Annotated in this window: 25 protein-coding genes; 19 read left to right on the top strand and 6 right to left on the bottom strand. The window is 65.7% G+C overall.

All coding sequences use genetic code 11. From position 1 onward, the window contains the following. A partial coding sequence (locus AC1DGP_RS31665) for an integrase core domain-containing protein (protein ID WP_473965328.1) occupies positions 1 to 152 on the top strand: 152 nt, incomplete at its 5' end. On the opposite strand, the gene AC1DGP_RS31660 is transcribed toward AC1DGP_RS31665, so the two are convergent. Next, positions 149 to 865: a GntR family transcriptional regulator gene (locus AC1DGP_RS31660; protein ID WP_441492778.1), complete on the bottom strand. Its 717-nt coding sequence runs from the start codon at positions 863 to 865 to the stop codon at positions 149 to 151. The two genes, AC1DGP_RS31665 and AC1DGP_RS31660, sit on opposite strands and share 4 nt — an antisense overlap. Before the next feature lie 194 nt (positions 866 to 1,059). Here AC1DGP_RS31660 and AC1DGP_RS31655 point away from each other — a divergent pair, with 194 nt between their 5' ends. The 8 genes from AC1DGP_RS31655 (at position 1,060) to AC1DGP_RS31620 (ending at position 8,722) form a co-directional block, all read left to right on the top strand. Continuing rightward, positions 1,060 to 1,842 (top strand): citryl-CoA lyase, encoded by a 783-nt coding sequence (locus tag AC1DGP_RS31655; protein WP_441507219.1) that lies wholly within the window; start codon positions 1,060 to 1,062, stop codon positions 1,840 to 1,842. Positions 1,843 to 1,857: 15 nt separating this feature from the next. Further along, complete coding sequence (locus AC1DGP_RS31650; protein WP_441507218.1) at positions 1,858 to 3,192, top strand: phenylacetate--CoA ligase family protein; 1,335 nt, start codon at positions 1,858 to 1,860, stop codon at positions 3,190 to 3,192. A 27-nt stretch (positions 3,193 to 3,219) separates the two neighbouring features. After that, positions 3,220 to 4,098 (top strand): branched-chain amino acid ABC transporter permease, encoded by an 879-nt coding sequence (locus tag AC1DGP_RS31645; RefSeq protein WP_441492775.1) that lies wholly within the window; start codon positions 3,220 to 3,222, stop codon positions 4,096 to 4,098. Further along, positions 4,095 to 5,060, top strand: a complete 966-nt coding sequence (locus AC1DGP_RS31640; RefSeq protein ID WP_441507217.1) for a branched-chain amino acid ABC transporter permease — start codon at positions 4,095 to 4,097, stop codon at positions 5,058 to 5,060. Before AC1DGP_RS31645 ends, AC1DGP_RS31640 begins: the two co-directional genes overlap by 4 nt. Beyond that, the gene (locus AC1DGP_RS31635) at positions 5,057 to 5,785 is read left to right on the top strand and encodes an ABC transporter ATP-binding protein (RefSeq protein WP_441492773.1); all 729 of its coding nucleotides are present in this window, start codon (positions 5,057 to 5,059) and stop codon (positions 5,783 to 5,785) included. The genes AC1DGP_RS31640 and AC1DGP_RS31635 overlap by 4 nt, the downstream gene beginning before the upstream one ends. Further along, entirely contained in the window at positions 5,782 to 6,504 is a 723-nt protein-coding gene (locus AC1DGP_RS31630) for an ABC transporter ATP-binding protein (protein WP_441507216.1), read from the top strand. Before AC1DGP_RS31635 ends, AC1DGP_RS31630 begins: the two co-directional genes overlap by 4 nt. 61 nt (positions 6,505 to 6,565) lie before the next feature. Then, a complete protein-coding gene (locus tag AC1DGP_RS31625) occupies positions 6,566 to 7,753 on the top strand; it encodes an ABC transporter substrate-binding protein (RefSeq protein WP_441507215.1) in 1,188 nt (395 codons plus the stop codon). Positions 7,754 to 7,852: 99 nt separating this feature from the next. Further along, the gene (locus AC1DGP_RS31620) at positions 7,853 to 8,722 is read left to right on the top strand and encodes an isocitrate lyase/PEP mutase family protein (RefSeq protein ID WP_441507214.1); all 870 of its coding nucleotides are present in this window, start codon (positions 7,853 to 7,855) and stop codon (positions 8,720 to 8,722) included. Between the two features lie 2 nt (positions 8,723 to 8,724). On the opposite strand, the gene AC1DGP_RS31615 is transcribed toward AC1DGP_RS31620, so the two are convergent. Next, positions 8,725 to 9,069: a hypothetical protein gene (locus AC1DGP_RS31615; protein WP_441507213.1), complete on the bottom strand. Its 345-nt coding sequence runs from the start codon at positions 9,067 to 9,069 to the stop codon at positions 8,725 to 8,727. Between the two features lie 403 nt (positions 9,070 to 9,472). On the opposite strand from AC1DGP_RS31615, the gene AC1DGP_RS31610 reads away from it, so the two are divergent. Then, the gene (locus AC1DGP_RS31610) at positions 9,473 to 10,684 is read left to right on the top strand and encodes a M24 family metallopeptidase (protein WP_441507212.1); all 1,212 of its coding nucleotides are present in this window, start codon (positions 9,473 to 9,475) and stop codon (positions 10,682 to 10,684) included. A gap of 194 nt (positions 10,685 to 10,878) precedes the next feature. Here the strand turns inward: AC1DGP_RS31610 and AC1DGP_RS31605 are convergent, their stop codons facing one another. Beyond that, positions 10,879 to 11,298: an OsmC family protein gene (locus AC1DGP_RS31605; RefSeq protein WP_441507211.1), complete on the bottom strand. Its 420-nt coding sequence runs from the start codon at positions 11,296 to 11,298 to the stop codon at positions 10,879 to 10,881. Positions 11,299 to 11,719: 421 nt separating this feature from the next. Here AC1DGP_RS31605 and AC1DGP_RS31600 point away from each other — a divergent pair, with 421 nt between their 5' ends. Continuing rightward, positions 11,720 to 13,321 (top strand): ABC transporter substrate-binding protein, encoded by a 1,602-nt coding sequence (locus AC1DGP_RS31600; RefSeq protein WP_441507210.1) that lies wholly within the window; start codon positions 11,720 to 11,722, stop codon positions 13,319 to 13,321. A gap of 198 nt (positions 13,322 to 13,519) precedes the next feature. Here AC1DGP_RS31600 and AC1DGP_RS31595 read toward each other — a convergent pair whose 3' ends face one another. The 3 genes from AC1DGP_RS31595 to AC1DGP_RS31585 form a co-directional block, all read right to left on the bottom strand. Continuing rightward, the gene (locus AC1DGP_RS31595; RefSeq protein ID WP_441507209.1) at positions 13,520 to 13,831 is read right to left on the bottom strand and encodes a hypothetical protein; all 312 of its coding nucleotides are present in this window, start codon (positions 13,829 to 13,831) and stop codon (positions 13,520 to 13,522) included. Positions 13,832 to 14,450: 619 nt separating this feature from the next. Beyond that, positions 14,451 to 15,365 carry an alpha/beta fold hydrolase gene (locus AC1DGP_RS31590; protein ID WP_441507208.1) on the bottom strand — a complete coding sequence of 305 codons (915 nt, stop codon included), beginning with the start codon at positions 15,363 to 15,365 and terminating at the stop codon, positions 14,451 to 14,453. A 16-nt stretch (positions 15,366 to 15,381) separates the two neighbouring features. Beyond that, on the bottom strand, positions 15,382 to 15,717 hold the full coding sequence (locus tag AC1DGP_RS31585; protein WP_441507207.1) for a GIY-YIG nuclease family protein: 336 nt from the start codon (positions 15,715 to 15,717) through the stop codon (positions 15,382 to 15,384). A 120-nt stretch (positions 15,718 to 15,837) separates the two neighbouring features. On the opposite strand from AC1DGP_RS31585, the gene AC1DGP_RS31580 reads away from it, so the two are divergent. The 8 genes from AC1DGP_RS31580 to AC1DGP_RS31545 all read left to right on the top strand — a co-directional run bounded on the left by AC1DGP_RS31580 (position 15,838) and on the right by AC1DGP_RS31545 (position 23,891). Then, the gene (locus AC1DGP_RS31580; RefSeq protein WP_476833000.1) at positions 15,838 to 16,488 is read left to right on the top strand and encodes a DUF2239 family protein; all 651 of its coding nucleotides are present in this window, start codon (positions 15,838 to 15,840) and stop codon (positions 16,486 to 16,488) included. A gap of 536 nt (positions 16,489 to 17,024) precedes the next feature. Continuing rightward, on the top strand, positions 17,025 to 17,858 hold the full coding sequence (locus tag AC1DGP_RS31575; protein ID WP_441507205.1) for an IclR family transcriptional regulator: 834 nt from the start codon (positions 17,025 to 17,027) through the stop codon (positions 17,856 to 17,858). A 2-nt stretch (positions 17,859 to 17,860) separates the two neighbouring features. Next, complete coding sequence (locus tag AC1DGP_RS31570) at positions 17,861 to 19,168, top strand: NAD(P)/FAD-dependent oxidoreductase (protein ID WP_441507204.1); 1,308 nt, start codon at positions 17,861 to 17,863, stop codon at positions 19,166 to 19,168. Further along, complete coding sequence (locus AC1DGP_RS31565; protein WP_441507203.1) at positions 19,165 to 20,250, top strand: ABC transporter ATP-binding protein; 1,086 nt, start codon at positions 19,165 to 19,167, stop codon at positions 20,248 to 20,250. The genes AC1DGP_RS31570 and AC1DGP_RS31565 overlap by 4 nt, the downstream gene beginning before the upstream one ends. After that, positions 20,247 to 21,131: an ABC transporter permease gene (locus tag AC1DGP_RS31560; RefSeq protein ID WP_441507202.1), complete on the top strand. Its 885-nt coding sequence runs from the start codon at positions 20,247 to 20,249 to the stop codon at positions 21,129 to 21,131. Before AC1DGP_RS31565 ends, AC1DGP_RS31560 begins: the two co-directional genes overlap by 4 nt. Beyond that, the gene (locus tag AC1DGP_RS31555; RefSeq protein ID WP_441493645.1) at positions 21,128 to 21,934 is read left to right on the top strand and encodes an ABC transporter permease; all 807 of its coding nucleotides are present in this window, start codon (positions 21,128 to 21,130) and stop codon (positions 21,932 to 21,934) included. The genes AC1DGP_RS31560 and AC1DGP_RS31555 overlap by 4 nt, the downstream gene beginning before the upstream one ends. Before the next feature lie 5 nt (positions 21,935 to 21,939). Further along, positions 21,940 to 22,986 (top strand): extracellular solute-binding protein, encoded by a 1,047-nt coding sequence (locus tag AC1DGP_RS31550; protein WP_441507201.1) that lies wholly within the window; start codon positions 21,940 to 21,942, stop codon positions 22,984 to 22,986. A 323-nt stretch (positions 22,987 to 23,309) separates the two neighbouring features. Next, positions 23,310 to 23,891, top strand: a complete 582-nt coding sequence (locus AC1DGP_RS31545; protein ID WP_441507200.1) for a hypothetical protein — start codon at positions 23,310 to 23,312, stop codon at positions 23,889 to 23,891. Positions 23,892 to 24,083: the final 192 nt, after the last annotated feature.

The following is a 24,083-nucleotide window of genomic DNA, read 5'->3' as shown; positions in this document are numbered from 1 at the left end:
GACCCTATCCCCACTCAGAGCGCAGAGCCGAAGAGCTGCCGCGCTGGCTCCATCATTACAATTGGCATCGCCCCCACGGCGGAATCCAGGCCAAGACACCCATCAGCAGACTCGCTCGCGACGAGGACAACCTGTTGACGCTCCACAGCTAGCGAGCGAAAACCCGGTGTGGCATGGCCTGCGCGAGGCCCATGGCGCGCTGCAGATGGTCCTTCACATGCACTTCCGCCAGTGCGGCGTCGCCGGCGAGGATGGCGCGCGCGATGGCGCGATGCTCGGCCAGCGAAGCGGCGATGTTCTCGGCCTTCAGTGTTCCCGCCAGCTGATACATCAGGACAGGGAGCCGAAGCTGCCGCGTCAGCTTGAGCAATTGCTCGTTGCCGCTCGCCGCGACGACCGCATCGTGAAACTGATGGTTTTCGTCGATATATTCAGCGCCCGGAGGGCGCGGGTGCTCGTCCCAGATCGCCTCGATCTCCCGCTCGAACCGCGCTTTCGTCACCGGATCGGCCATCGCTTCCGCAGCCAGCCGGGCAGCGAGGGTCTCCAGGCCGAGCCTGATCTGGAACAGCTCCTTCATCTCGCGCAGGGTCAGGCGGCGCACGAGGGCGCCGCGATGCGGCACGATCTCAAGAATGCCCTCCGCGGAGAGGCGTCGAAAGGCCTCGCGTAGCGGCCCCCTGCTGACCCGCAGATCGCGCGTCAGGTCGGCTTCGATCAGGCGTTGGCCCGGCGCATAGCGCCCCTGGAGCACACCGGCGCGCAAATGATCAAGGACGTATTCGACGGTTCCGCCGCGCGCCGGGCCTTCGGCGTTCTCGGGCTCCGGCAGAGCGCTGGCGAGGTGGGTGTCGAGTGTCGTCATGACGATCTGCCTATCAGCAGGAAACCCGGTTGACAACGTTTCGACCTGCAATATTGTCCTACAAACTTAAAAGACAAAACAAGCCGAAAGCGGCGAAGAGGAAACGCCTGTCCCCCATCCGGGACTGATCGCACGGCTCTCGCCGCTGCGCGGCTTTCGCTTCGCCTCGTGCTGGCTGCGGCAGGAGGAGCGACATGTTGATTGGCAAGGCCGGCCCGGCCATCACGGGCATCTGTACGTCCACTCCGGACCGGATCGAGATCCGAGGCAGGGACTTCGCCAGCGAGATCATGGGCCATTATGGCTTCACCGATTTCTTCTTCTTCCTGGTGACCGGCGAAAAGCCGTCGGAGCAGCAGCGCTATTTCCTCGATCTTCTCCTCGTCGCGATCGCCGAGCATGGGCTGACACCGACGGCGCAGGCCGCCCGCATGACGCTGGCCGCAGCGCCCGACAGCCTGCAATGCGCCGTTGCCGCCGGAATTCTCGGCTGCGGCACAGTGGTTCTGGGCACGGCCGAGCTGTGCGCCAAGGTGCTCGCCGAAGCCGCTGCCCGGGTCGATGCCGGCGAGGATCCCGATGCCGTCGTCAACGACATCGCCGCCAGGACACGGCGCGAGGGCGGCAAGATGCCGGGCTTCGGCCACCCGATCCATCATCCCGTCGATCCGCGAACCGAGCGGATCTTCGCCCTGGTCGAGGAACGCGGCATTGCCGGTCGCCATCTCGACCTCCTGAAGCGGATGCGCAGCGCTGTCGCCACGGCATGGGGCCGCCAGATGCCGCTCAACGTCTCCGGTCCGATCGCTGCCGTGCTGATGGACCTCGATTTCCCGCACACGATGATCAAGGCCGTGCCGATCCTGGCCCGCACCGCGGGACTTCTCGGGCATCTCGCCGAGGAACAAAAGCGCCCGATCGGCTTCATTCTCGCGCACCACGCCGAGGAAGCGATCGCCTACGACCCCACGATGTAAGCGAAGGACCGGGACATGCTCCAAGAGCCCGATATCGAGACACTTCCCTGGCCCGAGCAGCGCGCGCTTGACGACCGCCTCTATCGCGAACAGGTCGGCTATCTCTTCGAACACTCGCGTTTCTTTCGCGACAAGCTGCAGGCGAACGGCTTCGCGACGCCGGAATCGGTCGGCGGGCTCGACGACATCGAAGCCCTGCCCCTGACCGAGAAGGATGAATTGCGGCAGAGCCGCAGCGAGGCCCATCCGATCGGGACGCATCTCGCAGCGCCCCTGGAGGAGGTGGTGCGCATCTTCTCCACCAGCGGCACGACCGGGATTCCAAGCTATATTCCGCTGACCGCAGGCGACCTGGAAAACTGGGTCCGAACCTCCGCCCGCAGCTACGGCGCCAGCGGCGTGAGCAAGGGCGAGCGCGTCATCTCGACCTATAATGCCGGGCCGTTCGTCGCCGGCGCCGCACTCGATTCCTTCCCCCGCCTCGGCCTCTGCCACATCCCGGTCGGGACCGGGAATACCGAGCGGCTGCTCGCCGCCGTGAAACTGCTCAAGCCGCAGATCCTCGCCTGCACCCCGTCCTATGCGCTGCATCTCGCCGAGATCGGCGAGGCGCGCGGGCTCGACCTGCCCAATAGCAGCATCAGGCGGATCATGGTGGCCGGCGAACCCGGCGGCGGCGAGCCGGCCATGCGCGAGAAGCTCGAACAGGCCTGGAATGCCAAGGTCACCGAGGCGATGGGGATCGGCGATATTTCCGTCTCGCTCTGGGGCGAGTGCGAGCAGCAGCAGGGCATGCATTTTTCCGGCCGCGGCTTCGTGCATTTCGAGCTGATCGATCCCGAGACCGGCAAGCAGGTTCCGCAGACCGACGGCGCGACCGGCGAACTCGTCTACACCCATCTCAGGCATCGCGGCGCGCCGCTGCTGCGCTTTCGCAGCCGCGACCATGTCGTCCTGCGCACGGGGGCCTGTTCCTGCGGCCGCACGTCGCCGCGGGTGCGCTGCATTGGCCGGACCGACGACATGCTGATCGTCCGCGGCGTGAACGTGTTTCCCTCGGCGATCCGCGAGGTCGTCAACCGATTCGCGCCCGCCGTCACCGGCGTGGTCTCGGTCCGCCCCTCCGCGAAGGGCGTCAAGCAGGCACCGCCGCTCAAGGTCGTCGTCGAGCTTGCCGAAGGCGAGACCGCCTCGGATGGTCTGCGCGAGAAGATCGAGAGCGATATCCGCGCCACGCTGGTGGTGACCACCACCGTGCACCTCGCCCCGGCCGGCACGCTGCCGCGCAGCGAGTACAAGTCGCGACTGCTCGATTTCTCCGAAGCGTCGACGGAGACGGTCGATGACTGAGGCGCTCTGCGTGGAGGACAGGCGGACATGACCGCGTCGATCGTCCAGGCGGTTCTGCTGTCGCTCTGCGTGGCCGGCCTCTACGCGGCCGTGGCGGCCGGGCTCACGCTCACGGTCGGCGTGACGCGCATCATCAATTTCGCGCATGGCGAATTCGTCATGCTCGGCGCCTTCCTGACCTATTGGCTCTATACCGGCTACGGCCTGTCGCCCTGGCTGGGCATGCTGGCCTCGGGCGTCGCGCTCGGCCTGTTCTCCATCCTGGTCTATCGCGGCTTCCTGGCCCGCGTGCTGAAGCAGGACGAGCACAATCAGCTTCTGGCGACGCTCGGCCTGTCCATCCTGATCCTCAATATCGCGATCATTCTGTGGTCGCCGGATGCGCGGGTGATGCAGGCGCCGGCGCTGTTGCCCTCGCTCCAGTTCGCAGGCGTGACCATTCCCGGCAACAATATCGTCGTCGCGCTGGTCGGCCTGCTGCTCTTCCTGGTCATGCTCGGCATCAAGAACCACACCCGCTACGGCACGCAGATGCGCTTCGCCAGCGACGACCCCGTGCTCGCCATGCATGCTGGCATCAATGTCGACCGCGTCTTCGAGCTGTCATTCGCGATCGGCGGTGCGGCCGCCGGCATCTCCGGCGGGCTCGTCGCGCTCGTGCTTTACGTTCAGCCGACGGTCGGCGTCGACCTCGTCATCCGCGCCTTCGCGATCATCGCGCTCGGCGGCCTCGGCAATATCCCCGGCGCGCTGATCGGGGCGGCCATCCTCGCCCTGATCGAAGGCCTGATCAGCACCTTCGTATCGGGAGGCGGCAGTTGGGGCTTCGGCGTCTCCTTCCTGGTTCTGCTGCTCGTCCTCCTGGTGCGCCCGAGCGGCCTGTTCGGCAAGCAGGTGCAGGCATGAGTTCCGGTCTTCCCGCACGGCTCGCCCTCTATGCGGCGATTGCGGCGCCACTCCTGCTGATCGCGGCCGCGGATCGGCCCTTTCTGGTTCAGGTCGCGATCGGCACGGCGATCTCGGCCATCCTCGCATTGGCCTGGGATATCCTGTCCCGCACCGGCCAGGTCTCGCTCGGCCACGCCGCCTTCTTCGGCATCGGTGGCTATGGCTCGGCCTTGCTGACGCCCGTGCTCGGCCCCGTGCTCGGCTGGACCGTTGGCATCCTGCTCTGCGGCGTGGTCGCCTTGCTGCTGGGCGCAGTGACGTTGCGCCTGCGGCGGCTCTATTTCACCATCGCGACCCTGTCCTTCAGCCTGTCGATCCATGTCGTGATCTTGGTCACGCCGGGGCTGACGGGCGGCTCGACCGGCATCATGCCGCCGGTCATCGCGGGTGGATCGCCGCCGCTGCAGCTCCTGTTCATCACCGGCTGCCTGGTCGCGGCCGCCATCGTCAGCGACATTTTCCTCGGCAGGCGCTTTCGTCCGGCCTTCTTCATGATCAGGAACAATCCCGATCTCGCGGCTGCCTCGGGTGTGCCTGTCACGCGGCTGAAAATCCTGGCCTTCGTCGTCTCCGGGATGGTCGCGGGCCTCGCCGGTGCCTGCTATTGCGGCCTCTACGGATACGTCATTCCCGACGATGTCTTCACCACCAACTGGAACGTCCTGCCGCTCGCCGTGACCATCCTCGGCGGCATGGACACGACGCTCGGCCCGCTGGTCGGCGCCGTGATGCTGCGTCTGCTCGAAGAGGTCGCGCGTCATGTCGTCGGCGGCGTCGGCTATCAGGTCGTCTATGGCGCCGTCATCATCCTGTTCATCGTCGGCATGCCGGAGGGGCTGGTGGGCTTCGTCCGGCACCGGCTGCGGCGGCGTCGGCCCAGGTCAGGGCAGGCGCAGACCAAGCCGAGGCTCGCATCATGACAGCGATCAGCGTCGAGACATGCACCGTCGCCTTTGGTGGCCTCAAGGCGATCGACGAGGTGACGCTGGACGTGCCCGGCCAGGCGATCACGGCGCTGATCGGGCCGAACGGGTCGGGCAAGAGCACTTTCGTCAACATGGTCTCCGGGCAGATCCCGCCGCGCACAGGCAAGATCAGCCTCGGCGGCGAGCCGATCAACGGGCTGCGTCCCGACCTGATCGTCCATCGCGGCTTGGCGCGGACCTATCAGGTTCCGCGCGTACCGAAGGAACTGACCATCGAGGAGGTGATCTCGGTCCCGCTGACCTATGCGCGTTCCGGCCGCGCCCTGCCCGGCGGCGCGCGCAGCGCCGGCGATCTCGCCCGCTATTGCGGCCTGCGTCCCGCGGTCGGCACGCGCTGCGGCCAGCTCTCGGTCTCGGATCTGCGAAGGCTGGAGATCGCCCGTGCCCTCGCCTGCCGCCCCACGGTTCTCCTGCTCGACGAGGCCATGGCCGGGCTGAGCCTGGAGGATACCGACCAGGTGATCGGCCTGGTTCGCGAGATCCATGCCTCTGGCGTCACGGTCGTGGTGATCGAGCACGTCATGCGCATCATCGCGCGTCTGTGCGGCCATGCCATCGTCCTCAATCAGGGCCGGCTGCTCGCACAGGGCAAGCCCCAGGACGTGCTGCAGGATGCCAGTGTCCGGGAAGCCTATCTGGGCAAGGGGTTCTCGCTGTGAACCGGTTCGAAGTCTCCATCGAGAAGGCGGGTTACGGCGAGCTCGTCGTCCTGCCCGGCCTGTCGCTCGCGGTCTCGGGCGGCGAGCTCCTGGTCCTGCTCGGTCCCAACGGGGCCGGCAAGACGACCGCGCTGCGCGCGCTCATCGGCACGGTCGAGACGGGGCGGCGCAGCCTCAGGCTTGACGGCCTGGATCTGTCCGGGCTGTCGCCCTGGCAACTCGCGCGCGCCCGCGTCGCCTTCGTTCCCGACGGCGCACGCTGCTTCGCCAATGCCACGGTCGAGGAAAACCTGCGCGGCGCCTTCGAGGCCCTCTCGCCGCGAGCGGCCGCTGGCGAGCGCGAGCGTCTCTTCGAGACCATCTTCGCGCTCTTTCCCATCCTGCGCGAGCGCGCCGGGCAACTCGCCGGTTCGATGAGCGGCGGGCAGCGCCAGATGCTGGCGATCGGGCGCGCGCTGATGATCGAGCCCCGCGTGCTGGTGCTGGACGAGCCCTCGGCCGGGCTGGCGCCCAAGCTGGTCGAGGAATTGTTCGAGGCGCTCGGGCGCGTCAAGGCGGCGAGTGGCTGCGCCATCGTGATGGCGGAGCAGAACTTCGCCGCCGCCATGAGCGTCGCAGATACGTGCCTCGTGCTCGACGAGGGGCAGGTCGCCCTGACCGGGACGATGCAGGACATGGCCGGCAACGAGAAACTCAGGATCGCCTATCTCGGATTTTAGCCTGAGAACCCAAGCGAAGACCTGCCGTCTGCGAGCAGGCGAATTCAGGGAGGAAAGCACGATGTGGACCAAGTTGAGAGGCCTCGTGGCGGGCGCCATGCTCGCAGGGACGGCAATCGCCGCGCCCGCATTCGCACAACAGGCGCCGATCAAGATCGGCGTGCCGCTGCCGCTGACCGGTGCGCTCGCCGGTGGCGGCACCCAGATCCTCTGGGGCATTCAATACGCCGCCGACGAGATCAACGAGGCGGGCGGGTTGTTCGGCCGCAAGATCGAGCTCGTCATTGAGGATACCAAGGGCGAGCCCAATACCTCGGCCAGCATCGCGGCGAAGCTCGCGACGCAGGACAAGGTCGACGCCTTCGTCGGCGGCTTCGGCAGCACCTCGGATTTTGCGCTGCTCAGCGCCGTGCAGCGCTACGAGCCGATCTTCATCCATCCAGGCTCGTCCTCCGTCCGGCTGGAGGAGACCTTCGGCAAGAACGATTGGTACCACCACGTCTACATCTGGGACTATCATCGCCAGAAGGCTGCGGTGAACTTCTTCAAGAGCATTCCGGGCGTAAAGACGCTGGCCATCGCCTATGAGGACAAGCTCTACGGCACCGACGGCGCCAAGTTCACCCAGCAATACGCCAAGGAAGCCGGCCTGGAGGTGGTGATGAACGAGCCCTTCCGTGCTGGGACGCCGGATTTCTCGCCGATCCTCAACCGGGCCAAGGGCCTCAACCCGGACATCCTCTTCCTGATCGGCTATTCCGGGGACAATCTCCAGATCGCCCGGCAGGCCTTGCAGCTCGGCATCAAGCCGAAGCTGCTCGTCACTCAGGGCGCCGGCGAGAAGCGCTCCGATTTCGGCCCAGCCGGCGACAATGTCGTCGTCGTCGATCTCTGGTCGGCCAAGCAGACGACGCCGGGCCTGGCAGAATGGGTCAAGAAAGCCGAGGCGAAGCGTGGCGGCGAAGTCGTGTCGAGCGCGGTGCAGGGCTACGTCGCCATGCAGACCTTGCGCGATGCAGCCAAGGCGGCCGGCTCCTGGGACCGAGCCAAGATCCTGGCCAATCTCGGCTCCACGACCTTCGACACGCCCTATGGCAAAGTCGCCTACACGGCCTCGGAGATGGGGGGCAAGCACCAGCTCATCACCGACGCGAGCATGATAGCCGTGCAGTACAAGCCCGACGGGGGCCAAGAGGTCGTCTGGCCGGCCGAGAAGGCCGCGGCCAAGATCACCTACCCCGCGCAATAGAACCCGGCCCAAGAGAGCCGGGCGCAAAGAGAGCCCGGCCAATGCCATCGTCCCGGCCGCCGTCGCAGGCGGCCGGCCCCGCGTCAGCAGGAATCACCCATGCCCGAGACATTTTCCGAACGCCTGAGCCGGCCCGGGCTGATCGTCGCGCCGGGCGTCTATGACCTGGTTTCGGCCAAGCTCGCCGACCAGGCCGAATTCGACGCGCTCTACATGACAGGCTTCGGCGTCGTCGCCTCCCATCTCGGCTATCCCGATGCCGGTCTGGCGACCTATACCGACATGGTCGGGCGCGTCCGCCAGATCGCCGAAGGCACCGCGACGCCGCTCATAGCCGATGGCGACACCGGCTACGGCGGCCTGCTCAATGTCGACCATACCGTTCGCGGCTACGAGGCGAGCGGCGCCCAGGCGATCCAGCTCGAAGACCAGGAATTCCCCAAGAAATGCGGCCATACTCCGAGCCGCCGGGTGATTCCGCTCGAGGATGCCGTCCGCAAGATCAAGGTCGCGGCCGATGCGCGCTCGTCGCCCGCGTTCAAGATCATCGCCCGGACCGATGCCCGCACGGCGCTCGGCCTGGACGAGGCACTGCGCCGAGGAGAGGCCTTCCTGAAGGCCGGCGCCGATATCCTGTTCATCGAATCGCCCGAAAGCGTCGAGGAAATGGAGCGGATCGGCCGGACCTTCGACGCCCCGCTGGTGGCGAACATGGTCGAGGGTGGCCGCACGCCGATCCTGAGCCGCGCGGAGTTGGAGGGGCTCGGATACAGGATCGCGATCTACCCGGTTGCCGGACTGCTCGCCGCCGCGAGCACGCTGCAGGCGGTTTTCGCGCATCTCAAGTCGACCGGCTCGACGCGAAATTGGGATGGCCAGCTCTACCCGTTCACTGAATTCGTCCACATGATCGGCTTCGAGCGCGTCTGGGCGTTCGAACGAGCGCACGCAGAAGACGGGGAGAGCTGACGTCAGAGATCGAAGCCACCGATCGCTCGCCATCTTTGCGTGCCGGATACGCCAGAACCTGACCTTGGCTCAGCGATGTCAGCTATGGGCCCCGTGCCCTCGCGGAAGGTTCTCTCCTGCCCCCTCGTCCGCGACGCGTCCCGGCGCTCGATCTGGACGGAGAGGCTGAAGTCGAGCGCGCCGGAGCAGCGGCCACTCAGGGTGATCCTCGTTTCCCCCTGGTCGTGGCTGAAGCTGCAGGTGAGGGATTGGCTGAACCCGGGGCGTTGATCCTGCGCCCAGGCTGGCGATGTCGCGGCCAGGACCAGGGCCACCGCAAACGCCTTGTCGGTCAGGGTGTGTCGCATCGGTCTGTCCTCCCGTCGGCCAAACGTGGGAGTGCGCCTCATGATCAGGTCGGCGTGACGGATTGTGGGGCTCGGCATCCGCGGGATGACCGCGATCCCTCACCGGACGAGCCGGCGCCTCATCTCGCTTGCACGCGACGGGCCAAACTTAGCACAGCGCTCGCCCGCCGTGCCACAAATCCGACAGCCCGGAGAGAATGGGCGCATCATCGATCGATGCGAGGGTCACGCACGCGCTATCGCAACCCGGCGATGCCTTTCGCGTCATTGTCGACGAATAATATGCAAGGCACTATCAACGCGCACTGCATCGGGACGACGGGCCAGAATTTAGAGCCCAGCCGTGCCCGCGCGCGCCGGAACAGCATTCCGGGAACCGAACGAACCAAGGGGATGACGACCGATGACGATTGGGGTGGGAGGCTCGAGCTTCGAGGCGGAACTCGCCAGGCTGAATTCGATGACGTCCGGCGTCGAGCCGATCGCGGTCGCCGAGTTCAAGGCCCGCATCGCAAAGGCGCAAGCGCTCCTGCGCGAGCAGGGGCTGCAGGCGCTCTATCTCGATACCTCGGCCAACCTGCACTATTTCACCGGCATCCAGCTCAAGCTCACCGAGCGCTTGCATGGCGCGATCATCCCGGCAGAGGGCGACATCGTCTATCTCAGCCCGGCCTTCGAGGAGCCGAAGACGCGCGAATACATCCAGTTCGGCGAGGATGTGCGCTGCTGGGAAGAGCATGAGGACCCGACCGCGCTCGTCGTCGAGACGATCCGCAGCCTCGGCTATGAGAGCGGCACCGTCGCACTCGACCCCCATACCCCCTTCTTCATCGCCGACGGATTACGCAAGGCCGGCAACCGCTACAGTTTCGCCAGCGGCGGTCCGGTCACCGCTTCCTGCCGCCAGCTGAAATCGGCAGCCGAGATCGCGCTGATCCAGCGTGCCATGGACATCACCATGGAGGTTCACCGGGCTGCGGCGCGGGTGCTGCGCGTCGGCCTGACGACGACGGAGCTGGTCGAATTCCTCGACCGCGCCCATCGCAAGCTCGGGCTGAGCTCGACCTTCGGCGCCGCGCAGTTCGGCGAAGCCACCGCCTATCCGCACGGCGTCCCCTATCCGCAGACGCTGGCGGACGGCGACATGGTGCTCATCGACACGGGGACCAGGCTCGGCGGCTATCACTCCGACATCACCCGAACCTATGTCTTCGGTGAGCCGACAGAGCGTCAGCGCGAGATCTGGAACCTGGAGAAGCGCGCACAGCTCGCCGGGTTCGGGGCGGCCGTGCTCGGCGCGCCCTGCGAGGCCGTCGACCAGGCTGCGCGCGGCGTGATCGAGGCCGCAGGCTTCGGCCCCGGCTACAAGGTGCCGGGCCTGCCCCATCGCACCGGCCACGGTCTCGGCCTCGAGATCCACGAGGAGCCTTTCATGGTCAAGGGCAGCCGGACGCCGCTGGCGGCGGGGATGTGCTTCTCGGTCGAGCCGATGATGTGCATCTACGGCGAATTCGGCGTTCGCCTCGAGGACATCGCCTATATGGCGGAAGGCGGTGCGCGCTGGTTCACGCAGCCGGCCCACAGCGTCGACGATCCCTTCGGCTACGAAGCCTGAGCCTCTCGCGGCAAGGCAAGTCGCAGCAAGGGACGCGCCTGCGCTCCTGCGACCCAGGGTTCAGCCTGGGTCGCAGAAGTAGTAGAAGAAGAGCCTGCCCACCGGGCGGGCATATGTCGATAAATCCTCGCGAGCGGGACCCAGGCCCTCGACACCAGCCGAAGCATCGGCCCGCCTGCGAATATGTGGGCCGCTCAGGGCAGCGCGGCGATTGCGGCGGTCACCTCGCCGCCACCGCGGCGCAAGGTGTTGAAGATCGGGCATTGATCGAGAAGGTGGCCGAGCAGCTTGGGCGCCTCGGCCGCAGACACCCCCGTGACCGAAATGGCGACATGGATCGCCGAGAAGCGCGTCTCGTCCTGCTCGTCGCGCGTCGCATCCACCGCTGCGGAGATCGCCTGGAAGGCGATGCCATGCTCCAGCGCATCACTTTCGGCGCTGGCGAGAGCGCAGGACCCCAAGGCCGCGACCAAAAGCTCGATCGGCCCCGGCGCGACCGAAGGGATCTGCCGGACCATGGCTGAATCGGACAGCAGGACCTTGCCGTGCCCCTCGATCACATAGCGACCGGGCGCCCCGGAGGTGGAGGCCGTGACGCTGTATCGTCCGCTCATCGCTTGGTGTCCTGCTGTTCGACTGGGCTGGACGGGCACACTAGCCGCCCAAGCTTTGATGCATAAGAGTTTACGACGTCGAATTTTGAAAAAAGAAATAACTTTCGGAACGACCGCTATCTAGGGATTTAATTTCTGGACGTGCCCGCATAATCGCCAATTCAATTTCGTTGACGTTCAATCACTCCGCTCGATATCATTCAACATGATCGCGATCGACCTCCTATAGAAGCAAGTCTATCTCGATTACGCTCGATCACTAGCTAGAACTATTCTATTCACTGACCACAAATCTATCGCGACGCCGCGTCGCGACAGATCCCCCCTTCCCCACCACCGCCCTCCTGCCGACGTCTCGGAACTCTTCCGAGCGCGTCCGCATGGCCAGATATCGGCCGCCCCAGGCTCCAAGAACGGTTCCATGATGAAGAAGCGCTTTTCCCCTTCGCTCGCCGCCCTGGCTTTCGGCACGGCCCTCTCGCTAGCCGCCCCGGGTTTCGCGCAAACCCTGACGATCGGCGTTCGCGCCGGCCCGGAATCGGTCGATCCGCATTTCACCTCGACGGGGACGCATGCCGAGACCTTGAAGCATGTCTTCGACACCTTGGTCTGGGCGGGCGACGAGCTTCAGCTCGAGCCCCGGCTCGCGCTGAGCTGGAAACCGGTTGGGGAAACCGCCTGGGAATTCAAGCTGCGCCAGGGCGTCGTCTTCCATGACGGCAGCGCCTTCACGGCCGAGGACGTCAAGTTCTCGATCGAGCGTTCGCGCCAGATCAAGGGACCGAGCCCCGTCTCCGTCTATGTCCGCCGCGTCAAGGAGGTGACGATCATCGATCCCTATACGCTGCGGGTCGAGACCGACGGCCCGGCGCCGACGCTGCCCAACGACTTCGTGCGCCTCTTCATCGTTTCGTCCAAGGCCGCCAAGGAGCTGCTGACGGCGGAGGCGGCGAATCCCGCCTTCAACTCCGGCAAGGCCGCGATCGGGACCGGGCCCTACAAATTCGTCTCGTGGACGCCGCGCTCCGAGCTGGTCCTGGAGCGTTTTGACGGTTTCTGGGGCGAGAAGGAGCCGTGGCAGCGCGTGGTGCGCAAGGAGATTCCAAACGATGCCTCGCGGGTCGCGCAGCTCAAGGCGGGCCAGGTCGATCTGATCGCCCGCGCGCCCCTCTCGGACGTGACCTCGCTTGGCCGCGATCCCAAGCTCGCCGTGACAAAGACGGACACGATCTATCTGTTCAATGTCGACTTCGATTTCCGCGAGAAGAGCCCTCAGGTCTTCGCCAGGGACGGCTCTCCCTTGCCGAAGAACCCCTTCCTCGATCCGCGCGTCCGGGAAGCCTTCGATCTCGCGATCGATCGCCAGGCCCTGGCCGAGATCGCCATGGAAGGTTTTGGCAAACCCGTCGGCCAGCTCGTGACACCCAATATCTTCGGGTTCAATCGCGATCTGCCGATCACCAGGCCCGATGCCGCACGCGCAAGGCAGCTGCTCGGAGAGGCCGGGTTTCCCAACGGCTTCAGGGTGACGCTGAGCTTCACCACTGACCGTCTGCCGGGTGACAAGGAGGTCGGCGCTGCCGTCGTCCAGATGCTCGCCAGGGTCGGCATCGATGCCGTCTCCAATGGGCAGCCGACGACGATCCTGTTCCCGGCACGGCAGCGCGGCGAATATTCGCTGACCCTCTACGGCTGGAGCACCTCCACGGGGGAAGCGCATTACACGCTGGCGGCCCTGACCCACACCGCCGATATCGCGCGCGGACTGGGCGGCTACAATGTCACCGGATACAGTAATGCCGAACTGGACAGGCTGATCGACGCCGCCGGGGTCGAACTCGACGAGGCGAAGCGGCGCAACCTGCTCGAGCAGGCCGGAGCGCTGATCGGCAAGGAGCGGCCGCGCCTGCCGCTGGTGCTGATCGGCACGGCATGGGCCTCGCAGAAGGCCAAGGTGACGATCAAGCCGCGCGTCGACGAAGACACGCTGGCGATGAATATCCGCCCGAGCAGGACGAACTGATGCGCTGACATCGGCGACGGCCATTCGACACCCGGGCGGCCGGCCCTGCAACGGGCCGCCCGGGCTCTTACGTCGACGCAGCGTCGACCTGTGGCGACGGCTCCGCGCCTCTTTTGAGCTCTCCCGCGTCGCGTGGACGCCTGGGTCTCAAGCGCTGAGGCCGCTCCACGCGGGAATTCCGTTCATCAGCCGGGACTTCTAGTCATCACGGTTGTCGGAGCATGTGTAGCCGACAAAGCACGATCTCGAATTCTGGGTCCTGACCCAGGCGGGCGTGAGATACATGTCCTCCGCACAGAACGCGGAATCCTTGACGTAGCGATTGAAGATGTTGGGGCCCGAATTGAGAATGGCGGAGCCCTTCGACTGGACCAGGGCTTTGGCCTCGGCACACTGCATTGTCCGTAGGTTTGGGCCCTCCTGCGCAAGTGCCATCGTGGCAAGAAGCGATGTGCCCAGCGCAAGGGTGAGGGTCTTGGCGCAGCGGCTGGCAGTGACAAGTGGCTTCATGGCTGTTTGCTCCCTATCGCGTCGTGAGAAACGTCGTAGTCGCCTCCTGTGGGCGGACGCCTGCATTGACGGGGCAATGCCGGCGCCGAAGCGTCGTCATCTGGTGCATCTTCGCGCACCATGCCGGCAGCAGGCTCGCATGACCTGCGGTGGCACTCCTACGTTGACACCCGTTTCGGGTGTCGGGCTACTCACGCATCGGTGAGGTTCGCAATCCCCGCGTGTTATCTCCGATCGCGCAAACGGCGTGAGGGTGACGGCGCGCCTGCCACTGGCGCTGATCGGCGCGGCATCGGCCTCGCGGAAGGCCAAGGTGACGATCCGGCCGCGCGTCGACGATGGCGGAGAAAGCTATCCTCGACGGCACCTGGAAGCCTCCGATTATCGCGAAAGTGAAGTGAACGGAAAATCCGGCCAGTCACCGCAAGCTTGAGTTCAGAAAGTAATCATCTGGCCGATTGCGATCCGTGCGATGGCAGGCCGGAGCTACCTTCAATTTCTCATGTCCGCCTTTGGCTCCCGGCCAAATCTCAGCTTTCCACCCATGTGTGCCATTGGAGCAGGGAGGTGGCTCTCCGGGAAGCGGACGCCGAACTCACTTGCGGCCAGAGGTGCCTTCCTATGCTCCGAAAATCGACGGCCGCGAACGGCGGGCGGTTCGGTCGATGGCGTGCGCCACGGTACTGAAGAACTGCGCGGGCAGATCGTGTCCCATCCCATCGATCAGCATCATCTCCGCATCCGGGATTGACGCCGCGGTATCCTGACCGCAGCCGGGGTGAACGAGAGGATCGTTCGTCCCGTGAATGACGAGGGTCGGCGCCTTGATCGTAGCCAGTTGTGACCGGCGGTCACCGGCCAGCGCAATTGCCGCAAATTGGCGCCCGAACCCGCCTGGTACACGACCTCGCCGAACCTCCTCCCGGAGGAGAGCACGGCAAGCCTCTTCGTCGAACGAATAAGCGGTGCCAGCGACGCGCCGGGCGAAGGCGACGCCGTGATCAAGGAAGCCCGCCTCGTCCAAGACTGGATCGGGTGCGGGCCGCATCATCATTGTCATGGCGTCTGGTTCTGCCGACGGCAGGGCCGGGTTTCCCGTCGCCGACATGATCGAGGTGAGCGACAGAACACGGGACGGGTACTCGCTCGCCATCATCTGAGCGATCATCCCGCCCATCGAGCGCCCAACAACATGGGCCTGCGGGATGGAGAGGGCATCAAGCAGGCCGATTGCATCCGCGGCCATGTCGGCAAGTGTGTAGGTCACAGGTGGCCGCTGTCCCGCCATGAGGAGAGACACCAGCGTTCCGACATCTACGGTTCCATGCTGGGCGAAGGAGGTTGAACGCCCGGCATCCCGATTGTCGAACCGGATGACGCGATAACCCAGCGCGGCCAGTTCCCGGCAAAAGGGTTCAGCCCAGCGGATCATCTGCGTCCCCAGTCCGGAGATGAGCAGGATGGCCTCCGCCGCTTTCTCACCGAAGCTGTCATAGGCCAGGGTGATGCCGTTACTGTTGAGGTTCTTCATCATCGTCCGCTTCCAGCCGTCAAATCCGGGTAGCCTGAAGTTTGTCTGCCCAGTGCGTGAGGCGCTCTTGCAGCAGGCGAGCGCGAACATAGTCGCTCTCTTCTTCCTCAAGACGCTCGATGATCTCGAACGTGAATGCCTCCGGTCCTTCGGCGCGCCACGCGTCCTGGAGGGAACGATGCGTGTTGTTTCCGAGCTGGAGGGTGAACCAAAGCCGGTTCTGGATCGTGGACAAGTCAGGAGCTTGTCCCACCCAGACCGCACCTGTGGGTATGCAGCGAACGGCGTAGATGCCGGTCGCGATCTCTCGTTTCCGATAGGCCGCTACGGCTGCCTTCCGATCTTCGCGTTTCATGACGTGAGCGCCTCCTGACGGCGGCGACAGCTAGCCGAAGCAGTTTGAGAAAGCAATATTACCCGGACAATATTGACGTGCGCCTTTTTGGCCGGGTAATAACTCGCAGTGGAGGATCCTATGTCCGATTACCTGTCCAAGATTTGCACCGCTTTCGTCGGCACGGAGCAGCTAGCGGCTGGATCTCTGATTGACGTGGCCTTGGCGATCAAGGCCGCTGAAGGCGACCGCGCTGACGCGTCCATTCTCGTCTTCGACGATGCTACGGGCTCCGTCGTGGATCTCGACCTGCGAGGCACGACCGCCGAAGTCGTGGTCCGTCTCAGCGAGCGGGGGAAGCGAAAGACAGCGGCGGCCAGGACGCAAACGGCTTCGGACACCGATGCAGAGCCTCGCGGGCGTGGGYGGCCCAAACTAGGCGTCGTCGCCCGAGAGGTCACACTGCTTCCCCGACACTGGGAATGGCTCTCCGCGCAGCCCGGCGGGACATCACAGGTTTTACGGCGCCTCGTAGACGAGGCTCGCCGATCCGATGGCGGCCAGACCCAAGCCAAGGCCGCGCGCGAAGCCGCCTACCGCTTTCTCAACGCATTGGCCGGTGACCTTCCTGGCTTCGAGGATGCTATCCGGTCTTTGTTCGCGGGCGAGGATCGGGACTTTGCCGACCGCATGAACGCTTGGCCGCCGGACGTAAGACGCCATGCTTTGAAGCTAGCGACTGGATCATGTCCGCTTCGCGCCCCTCAGGAAGCGGATCCAACAATCCGCTAACCACCCTCCTGCGACCTTCGGAACGTCAGCTAATCCGCATAGTCCCTGGCGTCCTTCGGCCAGCCGGCAGGACGATCGTGGCCGGGTACCAAACGTCAGATTCTATCCACCAGATCATCGGACCGGATATCGTATCCGGTCCGATGATCTAACCTTCTGTGCTTGCATCGGCTTTTCCGAAAACCGCAATCCACTTTTCGGGCCGATGCCTTAGCGATGACGATCCGGCCGCGCGGGACGATCTGATGCGCTGAGATCAGCGACGGCCGCGGCGCGCGCCGGCCTCCCCTTGTGAACGCGGCAAGGGCTTGGTCAGGCTGGAAACAAAGCGAACCGGCCTTGCGGCGCCGCACGCCCGTCGATCGCGTCCAGACTCATCCGGCGGTTGCCTCGGGGCAGCCCCCCCCGGGGCAACCGCCCTTTCCGGGGATCACGCGGCCCACCACGGCGGAGCTCTCTGTCTAAAATAAAATACAAAAAATCTTATTGCGATATTCATGTGCGCGAATAAGCTCGGGGAAACGAGGGAGAGCGCGATGAGAGATGAGCAGGATGCCGCAGAGGCACCTGAGCGTTCCGAAAGCGAAGAGGACAATCGGGCGCGCATGCTTGCCAGCCCGATGTTCGTCGGCTCGTTGCAGCGCGGCTTCGCGGTGCTGGAAGCCTTCAGCCCCGACCAGCGCGAGATGGGCATCACCGAGATCGCAGCCGCGACCGGCCTCGACAAAAGCGCAGCGCAGCGCTTCACGTTCTCGCTCTATGCGCTTGGTTATCTCGAGAGGAATCCGGCGACCCGCAAATACAGTCTGTCGCGGCGCGCGCTTGGGTTCGCCTATGCCTATCTGCGCAGCGATCCGCTGGTCGAGGTGGCGACCCCCTATCTCGCCGACCTCCGCCAGAACTGTCAGCAGCGGGTCGATCTCAGCGTTCTCGACGGCACCGACATTCTCTACGTCGTGCGTCTGCAAAGCCAGCGGGAGGCGTTCGGCGCAACCTTGGTCGGCCGCCGCATCCCCGCCTTCTGCGCGTCCGGCGGCCGGGCCATGCTGTCGCGCCTGCCGGAGGCGGAAGCCCTGGCTCTGGTCGAACGCAGCAACCGCAGGCAGCTGACGCCCTATACCGTCACCGATGTCGATCAGATCATGGCTGCGATCGACCGCGCCCGGACGGATGGGTTCGCGATCTCCGTGCAGGAAACCCTGGTGGGCGAAATCGTGGTCTCGGCACCCGTGGTCGATATGCGCGGCTTGCCGCGGGCTGCGGTTCACATCGCCATGTCCTATGCCGAATACGACGAGAGCACGGTGCGCGAGCGGTTCGCACCACTGGCTGTCGCGACCGCGCGCCTGATCGCCGGTGGTGGCTACTAGCGATGAGCGGCTACCCACCCACTCATTACGCGGCGACGCGAACCGACGACGCGCACTGGCCGGGGCTGGACGGAGATCACGAGACTGAGACCTGCATTGTCGGCGGTGGCCTTGCCGGCGTCGCAGCCGCGCTGGCGCTGGCCGAGCGCGGGCGGTCCGTCATCCTGCTGGAGGCGCACCGCATCGGCTGGGGCGCATCGGGACGCAATGGCGGTCTTGCCACGCGCGGCTATCCGATTGCGATGCCGGCCCTGGCCGATCGCCTCGGCATCGACGAAGCCAAAACGCTCTGGCGGCTGAGCAGCGAGGCGCTTGCGCTCCTTCGTCGCCGGGCCGAAGCGCTCGGTCCGACGGTGCTCGTCGGCCACGGCGCCCTGCGGTGCCGGATGGCGGAACACCCGGACAGCCTGGGCTCCTATGTCTCTGCCATGAACGAGCGCTTCAATGCGGGCCTCGTTCATCTGCCGGCGGCCCAGCTCGGCGCGATGCTCGCGACCGATCGCTATGCCGATGGCTATCTCAATCCCTCGTCGCTTCAGCTGCATCCGCTGAATCTGGCGCGTGGCATGGCAACCGCTGGGGCGCAGCACGGTGCACACCTGCACGAGGGCGCCGCCGTCGTCTCGCTGAAGCGCCGGGGCTCGGCCTGGACTGTCACGACGAAGGCCGGCGCCGTCACCGCCCGTCATGTCGTGCTTGCCGGCGGCGCGCATCTCGGCTTGCTGCACAGGCGCCTGGGACTTGCGACGGTGCCGGTCGCGAGCTTCGTGATGACGACGGAGCCCGCACCCGAGCGCATCAGGCAGGCGATCGCGACCGAGGCCGCCGTCTCGGATACGCGCGTCGCCACCGATTATTATCGCGTCCTGCCCGACGGACGGCTGCTCTGGGGCGGGCGGGCGAGCGCGCTTGAACCCAACGCGGCGCGGCTGGCGCGGCTGCTGCGTGGCGACATGGCGCGGATCTATCCGCAACTCGCCGATCTGAAGGTCGAGATGGCGTGGGGCGGCCTGATGCCGATCTCCCGGCACCGCATGCCGGTGATCGGCCCCTTGGAACAAGGACTATGGGCTGCCGCCTGTTTCGGCGGCTTGGGTCTGGTGAACACCACGCTCGCCGGCGAGCTGATCGCCGGCGCCATCGCCGACGGTGACGACCGCTACCGGCATTTCGCGCCGTTCGGGCTGCCTTTCGCCGCAGGCTCGGCGGGGCGGGCCGCATTCCAGTTCATCTACTGGCGCCACCAGCTCGGCGACCAGTTCCAGCAGATGCGGCGGCGCGCGTCGCGGCCGGCAAAGGAAACCCCATGACCGATGCAGCCGTCGCCATCTCGTCGGTACGCAAGACCTTCGCCGGCGCCAGCCAGCCAGCGCTGGGCGGCGTTTCGCTCGATATCCTGAAGAACGAGTTCTTCACGCTTCTGGGCCCGTCAGGCTGCGGCAAGACAACCCTGCTGCGCATGATCGCCGGATTCGAAAATCCGGATTCGGGCGCGATCCTGCTCGATGGCACCGCGATGGAGCGCACGCCGCCGAACCGCCGGCCGGTCAATACGGTCTTCCAGAGCTACGCGCTGTTTCCCCATATGAGCGTGGCGCAGAACATCGCCTTCGCGCTCGAGATGCTCGGCCGGCCGCGCGAGGCCATTCGGGCGCGCGTTGCCGAGATGATGCGCCTGCTGCGCCTCGACGGGCTGGGCGACCGCAGACCCGCCCAGCTCTCGGGCGGACAGCAGCAGCGCGTCGCCCTCGGGCGGGCGCTGGCGCCTGAACCGAAAGTGCTGCTGCTGGACGAGCCGCTGTCGGCGCTCGACCTCAAGCTGCGCAAGGAGATGCAGATCGAGCTCAAGCGGCTTCAGACCGAAACCGGCATCACCTTCGTCTTCGTCACCCATGACCAAGAGGAAGCGCTGACGATGTCCGATCGCGTCGCTGTGATGCGCGGCGGCGCCGTCATGCAGATCGGGCGACCAGCCGATATCTACGAGCGCCCGGCCAATCTCTTCGTCGCCGAGTTCATTGGCGAGGCCAATCTCCTGCCGGCGATATGCGTCGATCGAAGCGGGGATGGCGGGAGCTTCCGCCTGGCTGGCGCGTCAGACGATGATGGCCCGATCGCCGTCGCCGATGCCGGCCTCCTTGCGCCGGGCGAGAAGGCGATGCTCGTCGTGCGCCCCGAACGCGTCGCCGTCGTGCCGGCGCAGACATCGCGCTTGCGCGGTCAGGCCCGCCAGGCCGTCTATCGTGGCAGCGATCTGATGCTGCATGCATCCCTGCCGGGCGGGGCCCTGTTGCGGGCCCGCCTGCCGGGAGATGCCGATGTCACCGCACTGATCGGGCAGGTCAGCGGCTTTGCCTTTCCGAGCGATGCCGTCAGGGCCTTTGCGGCATGAACGAGCTCCGCTCCCGCGATATCGCACTCACCGCGCCGGCCGCGCTGTTCCTCGTGGCCTTCATGGTCGCGCCGCTGCTGCTGATGGTCTACGTCTCGACGCTGGAGCGCGCGCCCTTCGGCGGCGTCCTCTGGGGCAGCCATACCGCTGTCGCCTACGAGAAGCTTTTGCTCGAGCGCGATCTGCTCGGCGCGCTCTCCTTCAACAGCGACTATATCGCGATCTTCGGCCGCTCATTCCGTCTCGCGGCGATCACCACGGCGTTGACGCTCGCCATCGGCCTGCCGACCGCGCTCTACATGACCACGCTGTCGCCGCGCCGCGCCGCCATCATCCTGTTTCTGGTGACGGTGCCGTTCTGGACCAATCTCCTGGTGCGCAACTTCGCCTGGATCCTGATCCTGCGGAATGGCGGCCAGCTCGACAGCCTGCTGCTATGGCTCGGGATCACGAGCCAGCCGCTCGACATCCTCTACACGCCATGGGCCACCGGGATCGGCCTGACCTACTCGTTCCTGCCCTTCATGATCCTGCCCGTCTATGTGGCGCTGGAGCGGATCGATCGGCGGCTGATCGAAGCGGCCTTCGATCTCGGCGCCGACCGGATCCGCGTCCTCACGCGCGTCGTGCTGCCCTTGGCGATGCCGGGCATCGTCGCGGGCGCGGCTCTCGTCTTCGTGCCCTGTCTCGGCGCCTATGTCAGCCCGGAGCTGCTCGGCGGCGGCAAGTCGCTGATGATCGGCAATCTCGTGCAGGCCCAGTTCGGCGCCTCGCGCAACTGGCCGTTCGGAGCGGCGCTGGCGCTGGTGCTCGTGCTCATCCTGCTCTTGTCGCTGGCGCTGCTTGCGCTGGTGCGGCGGCGTGCGGAGCGCCTGTCATGATGCGCGACCAGAACCTGCTGCGCATTCCCGGCGCCAGCGTCATCGCCGGGCTGGCGCTCGTCTTCCTGTATCTGCCGATCGTGACGCTCGTCGCCTTGTCGTTCAACGCCAGCGACCTGACGACGATCTGGACCGGGTTCAGCGTCAGATGGTACGCGGCGGTCTTCGACAATGGCGACATGCTGCGCGCGGCCAAGAACTCGCTGATCACGGCGAGCATTGCCACGGTCCTGGCGACGGCAGCGGCGACCGCCGCAACGCTTGGCGTCGCGCGCACGCGTTCGGCCTATCGCGGTGTCGTCGAAGGCTTGCTCGGGCTGCCGCTGCTGGTCCCTGAAATCGTCACGGCGGTGGCGCTGCTGCTGCTCTTCGTGCTGATCGGGGCGCCGCTCGGCCTGCTCTCGGTCATCCTTGCGCACACCGTGTTCTGCATCCCCTTCGCCTATTATCCGATCCGCTCGCGCCTTGCGGGCCTCGACCCCGCTTTGATCGAGGCCGCGAGCGATCTTTACGCCTCGGCATGGCAGCGGTTCCTGCGCATCGAACTGCCGCTGCTCGGCCCCGGCATTCTCGCCGGCGCGCTGCTCGCCTTCATCAGCTCGCTGGGTGATTTCGTCATCACCTATTTCGTCGCCGGTCCCGGCGCCACGACGCTGCCCGTCTATATCTTCGGCATGATCCGCATCGGCGTCACGCCCGAAGTCAACGCACTCTCGGCGATCCTGCTTCTCACCTCGATCGCCGTGATCGGCGTCGCCTTCCTGCTCGGTCGGCGGCCCGCCAGTCAACACAAGGGAGGATAAGCGTCTTGAAACACTATTTCCGTCTTGCGGTGGCGGCCCTGGCGCTCGCCAGCGCACCAGGTATCGCCCTGGCCCAGTCCAAGCAGCTGCTGCTGTACAGCTGGGCGAATTATGTGCCGCCGGATCTGCTCAAGCGCTTCGAAGCCGAGACCGGCGTCAAGGTCAGCGTCGACGTCTATGACAGCAACGACACCATGCTGGCCAAGCTGCAGGCGGGCGGCGGCGGCTACGATATCGTCGTGCCGACCAATTCCGTGCTCGCCACCATGATCCGCTCCAACCTGCTGCAGAAGGTCGATGCGGCGAAGCTCGCGAATTTTGGGAATGTGAAGGCGCCGCATGATCGCCCCGATGCCGATCCGGGCCGCGAATACTCCGTTCCCTATCTCTGGGGCTCGACCGGCTTCACCTATGATTCCGCCAAGGTTCCCGGCGGCAAGCTGGCGGAGAGCTGGAAGGAATTCTTCGAACCGCGCCCCGAACTCGTCGGCAAGATCGCCGCGCTGAATGATCAGGGCGAAATGTTCAGCGCCGCGGCGATCTATCTCGGCCTCGATACCTGCACCGAGAACCCCGCCGATGCGCAGCGCATCCTGGAGCTTCTGGCGAAGCAGAAGCCGAGCGTGAAGATCTATTCCTCGACCGGCACGATCGATCGCGTCGCAGCCGGTGAGGTCGCGCTGCATCAGCAATGGAACGGAGCCTCGCACCGCGCCCGGGCCAAATTGCCGACTGCGGTCTTCGTCTATCCGACCGAGGGGATGAACCTGTGGGGCGACAATTTCGCCGTGCCGAAGGGCGCTGCGAACCCGGAGAACGCCAAGCTGTTCCTGAACTGGATGATGGACCCCAGGAACGCCGCCGAAGCCTCGAATTTCAGCGGCTACAACAACGCCATCAAAGGTTCGGATGCGTTCATGACGGCCGAGCTGCGCGACAATCCCGCCATCAACCCGCCGGAAGCGTTGATGACGCGTTTCCGGCCGGTGAAGGATTGCTCACTCAAGGCGCGCGAGCTGCGCGACGGCGTCTGGACGCGCCTGCGCCGCTGACGATCGACGGAGAGGCGTGCCGAAGGCCGCCTCTCCGCTTTCTTCGCTCCCACCAGGCTCGCCACCGAACAGCCTCGGGATTCCGCGCCCCCAGCCGACGCGGCGTCGCTCGTGCCCTGCGTCGCGCAGCTGACCGCTGAGACTACGTCTCGTCGCGCCCAGGCAGGTTGTTGTTCGAGCCCCTATTGTGTTGCGGCCGAACTTGGCCTTTTCTTCCTGAAGCTCGCCCAGTCATCCATTCCTGCCTTTGATAATCTGCCGATCGAATCCGGAGGCCGGCAAAAGGTCTCAAACCGGATTGCCTTTGAAAGTGGAGAAGCCCGATGTTGAAGCAAATGAGCTTGGTCCTTGCAGTCTCGCTGGCGGTGGGGGTTGCGGGCTGCGCGACCGGTCCGACTGTGACAAGCCAGACAGTCATCGTCGCCGGCGTCGGCCCGGTGGAAGTCGAGCAGCTTGATGTCGAGGTTGCCGAGGTGAATCCCGCCGAGCGCATGGTGATCGTCCGGCAGGGCCGCCAGACCTGGCCCGTCGCGGTGCCGTCCGTGTTCGGCGATCTGCAGAATATCAACGCCGGTGACAACGTCCGGATCCGACGCGTCGAAGGCGTGATCCTTGGCGCCAAGCGCGCTCGCAAGGGCGCCAAGCCGACAATCGTCTATACCGAGGCGGTCAGCAGCCCCAGCTTCCAGAACCTGCCGGACAAGTTCATCGTGCGGACACTGACCGTGACCGCCAGGTTCGAGAGTTTCGATCCGGCGACAGGTGTCGTGAACTATGTCGGGCCGCTTGGACCGCGGACGCGTGAAGTCACGGATCCCGGCATTCAAGACGCGATCAGGCGCCTGAGGCGTGGCGATATGGTGGAGCTTACCTTCGCTGAAGGCTTCCACTTCCAGAAGAACTGAGACCCTCGGCTCACCGCCGCCTGCCTATGCCAGGTGCGAGTTCCCCTCCGGAAGGAGGCGAGCATCGCGCCTGGTCGCAGCCGGGGCGCCACTCCTGCGACCAGGATGTCCTCAGCGAGGACGGGATGCATCCAGCCTTCGAGAGCGGGCCAACCTCCCGACCTCCGGTGACGGCGCCAGACCCATCAGGCA

The organism is Allobosea sp. 05T433, assembly GCF_056396065.1.
This window is presented reverse-complemented; position numbering and strand designations above follow the sequence as displayed.

Coding starts and splice junctions, on each gene's coding strand:
- AC1DGP_RS31650 (WP_441507218.1), top strand. CDS start 1,858: ATGCTCCAAGAGCCCGATATCGAGACACTTCCCTGGCCCGAGCAGCGC.
- AC1DGP_RS31585 (WP_441507207.1), bottom strand. CDS start 15,717: ATGAAACGCGAAGATCGGAAGGCAGCCGTAGCGGCCTATCGGAAACGA.
- AC1DGP_RS31555 (WP_441493645.1), top strand. CDS start 21,128: ATGATGCGCGACCAGAACCTGCTGCGCATTCCCGGCGCCAGCGTCATC.
- AC1DGP_RS31605 (WP_441507211.1), bottom strand. CDS start 11,298: ATGAGCGGACGATACAGCGTCACGGCCTCCACCTCCGGGGCGCCCGGT.
- AC1DGP_RS31545 (WP_441507200.1), top strand. CDS start 23,310: ATGTTGAAGCAAATGAGCTTGGTCCTTGCAGTCTCGCTGGCGGTGGGG.
- AC1DGP_RS31640 (WP_441507217.1), top strand. CDS start 4,095: ATGAGTTCCGGTCTTCCCGCACGGCTCGCCCTCTATGCGGCGATTGCG.
- AC1DGP_RS31595 (WP_441507209.1), bottom strand. CDS start 13,831: ATGAAGCCACTTGTCACTGCCAGCCGCTGCGCCAAGACCCTCACCCTT.
- AC1DGP_RS31655 (WP_441507219.1), top strand. CDS start 1,060: ATGTTGATTGGCAAGGCCGGCCCGGCCATCACGGGCATCTGTACGTCC.
- AC1DGP_RS31560 (WP_441507202.1), top strand. CDS start 20,247: ATGAACGAGCTCCGCTCCCGCGATATCGCACTCACCGCGCCGGCCGCG.
- AC1DGP_RS31575 (WP_441507205.1), top strand. CDS start 17,025: ATGAGAGATGAGCAGGATGCCGCAGAGGCACCTGAGCGTTCCGAAAGC.
- AC1DGP_RS31660 (WP_441492778.1), bottom strand. CDS start 865: ATGACGACACTCGACACCCACCTCGCCAGCGCTCTGCCGGAGCCCGAG.
- AC1DGP_RS31570 (WP_441507204.1), top strand. CDS start 17,861: ATGAGCGGCTACCCACCCACTCATTACGCGGCGACGCGAACCGACGAC.
- AC1DGP_RS31600 (WP_441507210.1), top strand. CDS start 11,720: ATGATGAAGAAGCGCTTTTCCCCTTCGCTCGCCGCCCTGGCTTTCGGC.
- AC1DGP_RS31590 (WP_441507208.1), bottom strand. CDS start 15,365: ATGATGAAGAACCTCAACAGTAACGGCATCACCCTGGCCTATGACAGC.
- AC1DGP_RS31620 (WP_441507214.1), top strand. CDS start 7,853: ATGCCCGAGACATTTTCCGAACGCCTGAGCCGGCCCGGGCTGATCGTC.
- AC1DGP_RS31625 (WP_441507215.1), top strand. CDS start 6,566: ATGTGGACCAAGTTGAGAGGCCTCGTGGCGGGCGCCATGCTCGCAGGG.
- AC1DGP_RS31635 (WP_441492773.1), top strand. CDS start 5,057: ATGACAGCGATCAGCGTCGAGACATGCACCGTCGCCTTTGGTGGCCTC.
- AC1DGP_RS31610 (WP_441507212.1), top strand. CDS start 9,473: ATGACGATTGGGGTGGGAGGCTCGAGCTTCGAGGCGGAACTCGCCAGG.
- AC1DGP_RS31565 (WP_441507203.1), top strand. CDS start 19,165: ATGACCGATGCAGCCGTCGCCATCTCGTCGGTACGCAAGACCTTCGCC.
- AC1DGP_RS31645 (WP_441492775.1), top strand. CDS start 3,220: ATGACCGCGTCGATCGTCCAGGCGGTTCTGCTGTCGCTCTGCGTGGCC.
- AC1DGP_RS31615 (WP_441507213.1), bottom strand. CDS start 9,069: ATGCGACACACCCTGACCGACAAGGCGTTTGCGGTGGCCCTGGTCCTG.